Source organism: Prevotella sp. TCVGH (genome assembly GCF_023522295.1).
Taxonomy (GTDB): domain Bacteria; phylum Bacteroidota; class Bacteroidia; order Bacteroidales; family Bacteroidaceae; genus Prevotella; species Prevotella timonensis.
Genome location: NZ_QFFX01000124.1, coordinates 1 through 2,507, shown reverse-complemented (window position 1 = coordinate 2,507; position 2,507 = coordinate 1). Strand labels below are relative to the sequence as shown.

The 2,507-nt window shown below is 44.9% G+C and carries 3 protein-coding genes; 1 reads left to right on the top strand and 2 read right to left on the bottom strand.

The genetic code is table 11. From position 1 onward, the window contains the following. On the bottom strand, positions 1 to 549 hold a 549-nt coding region (locus DEM91_RS12360; protein ID WP_249859104.1), incomplete at its 3' end, for a toprim domain-containing protein. Between the two features lie 21 nt (positions 550 to 570). Beyond that, entirely contained in the window at positions 571 to 1,980 is a 1,410-nt protein-coding gene (locus tag DEM91_RS12355) for a DUF4099 domain-containing protein (protein WP_195254172.1), read from the bottom strand. A 160-nt stretch (positions 1,981 to 2,140) separates the two neighbouring features. On the opposite strand from DEM91_RS12355, the gene DEM91_RS12350 reads away from it, so the two are divergent. After that, positions 2,141 to 2,308: a hypothetical protein gene (locus DEM91_RS12350; protein ID WP_249859103.1), complete on the top strand. Its 168-nt coding sequence runs from the start codon at positions 2,141 to 2,143 to the stop codon at positions 2,306 to 2,308. Positions 2,309 to 2,507: the final 199 nt, after the last annotated feature.

The window sequence follows — 2,507 nt, the reverse complement described above, 5'->3', positions numbered from 1 at the left end:
TGCACGGCTTGCATTGATGCCCATGAGCCAGTCGGCTTCGCTTCTTGCCTTGGCGGAATAATAGAGATTGTCGTAATGGCTTCCCGGCTTAAGATTGGAAAGTCCTTCACGGATAGCTTTGTCTGTCAGTGATGAAATCCAAAGACGGTCGAAAGGCTTTCTGCAACCAAGATGTTGATAAATGTAGCGAAAGATCAACTCACCTTCACGCCCTGCATCGGTGGCTACAATGATGCGGTCTGCTTTGTCAAAGCAGGAACGGATGACCTTAAGTTGCTTTAATGCAGCAGGATCTGATACAAATTCCTTGTCCCTGCGCACTTGACGGACGATTAACTGGAAAGGATTGGGACGGATGGGCAGGTCTTCGGCTTTATAGGCTGCAAAACCGTAGGCTTCAGGCATGGCAAGGGTAATAAGGTGTCCCATTGCCCATGTAACGAGATACCCACTTCCTTCCATATATCCATCCTGCTTGTTTGTTGCCCCAACAATGCGGGCTATATCTCTGGCTACCGAGGGTTTCTCAGCGATAATACAAGTAATCATAGTTGGGTTTGGCTTTAAGGGTTACATCTTGCGTCCACGGGACTTCTTCTGTTTGTTTTCGTCCTGTTTCTGTTTTTGGGCGGCAGTGGGCTGTGTCTGCCCAGTCTTCAATGGCTCTTTCACGTTCTTCGTAGCTTCGTTGGTCTTGCCGTGGTTGTTCACGGCTACCTGCGTCTTGTGTTCTTCCGCCACGGCAACTACTTTTTCTTTGCCAGTTTCCTGCTTCTTGTCAGGATTCCACTTGTAAAAACGTGGGCGGTTCTGCTCCTTGTCTATACGAACGTAGGCGTTAAAGGAGTTTCCCTCCTTATCGACCATGTTTTTCAAATAGAGTGTGCGACCGCTATCCAAGGCTTCACGCTGTTTTTCTGATAACTCCAAGCCGCAAAGCTTATGTGGGACACTTTGCTGCTGTGTCTGTTTGTGTTCCTGTCGTTCTCTTAAACTCTTGTTATCGCCAAAGATAAATTCAATGCCCTTTCGCTCGGCATTGACCTGCAAGGTGGCGTTGAAAGACTTGCCGCTCTTGGCAGTCATACCTTCCACCTTCACGGCTTTGCCTTCTACAAGCTCTTTGTACTGTGCATCGGAGAGTGTCACGCCCTTGATCTCCTTGGGAATGTTCACACGGTCGGCACGCAGGGCGATGATTTCATTCGTTTGCGGGTCAATAGATACGTATGCAGAGAATGGTTCGGCATTCTTGGGTGTTACCTCGATGGTCTTGCCCAGATTACCCGTAGTGAGTAATTGCTCCTTTTCTTCAGGAGAGAACTTGTAGCCCATATAGGGGAAGTCGAGCTGTGGCTCCTTGCGTAAAGGGTGGATAGCCAAGCCGATATTGCCGTTGTCGTCCGTACGAAATGCAAGACGTGCTTCGGTGTAGATAGTTGTATCACCAATAGGTACGGCAATAGTAACAAGGTTACTCTTCTGCCAAGAAAGCATCTTTTCTAACTCTCCGCTTTGTTCCAGTCGTTCACGGGTAAGACCGAGGTTGTCGAGTTGCTTCCAATCGATCTTCGATTCATCAATGACTGTGACGTTCTTCTTTTTCGGCAAATAATCGTCAAAGGATACTCCAATCTCTGTCAGCTGCTGTTTGCTTTCAGGTTTCTCACGGTTTTGCAGCATGGTGCGCAGGTTGTCCACGCTCTGCTCAACGTTGCTTGCTACTACCTTGTACAGTCCGAAACGAGTAGGGTTATTAAACTGTTTGAGGAAATTGGACATGAAGTTCTTTAGAAGTCCGTCCTTGTTGTTGAACTTTAGGAACGCTGCCTGATTGGCAGCAATTGCTTCAGTGGTTTTAAGGTTGCCCTTGTCGTCAATACCGGAAACTACGGAAAATTTTCCCGCTTCATGCTCATTCTTCACTTCCGTGCGGTCTTCCAAGACCAGCACATAGTTGTCATTGTTGTTTAGTTCCATAAATATTACATTTTAATGAATATATAATGTTATATATTGGCAAAATTAAACTGATAAAACCAAACGCTCACACTGTGAGGAAATAGTGGGAAAAAGTGGGAAAAAAAATGAGAGGAAGATGTGATGTGCAAAAAAAAACTTCCACTATAAGAGAAAGCCAATGAATCAGATATCACATTTACACGGTACTTTTACCAGAATATCAATCAACCAAGAAAATCTGCCCATATACAACCTTCGTGGTGTGAAGGTGGGCACAGGCTGGAAAGCCCTCCAGCATTTGCCAAAGGGTATATATATAATAGGTGGAAAGAAAGTGGCAAGATAAATACTTACTTTTAGGTATTGCAAAACTTCTTCACACCTCGTACCTTTGCAGCAAAGAAAATACAAGAGTATGAGAAAACGAAAGTACCATATTATATATATGGATATACACCCCTCCACTAACGAAGCGCACTGTTCAAGAAAAGAACAGTGCGTTTTTTTTATGAACAAAATTGAACAACGTTCACTATTAACCCTTT

Excerpts from the sequence above, each read along its gene's own strand:
- DEM91_RS12355 (WP_195254172.1), bottom strand. The coding sequence starts at position 1,980 with ATGGAACTAAACAACAATGACAACTATGTGCTGGTCTTGGAAGACCGC.
- DEM91_RS12350 (WP_249859103.1), top strand. The coding sequence starts at position 2,141 with ATGAATCAGATATCACATTTACACGGTACTTTTACCAGAATATCAATC.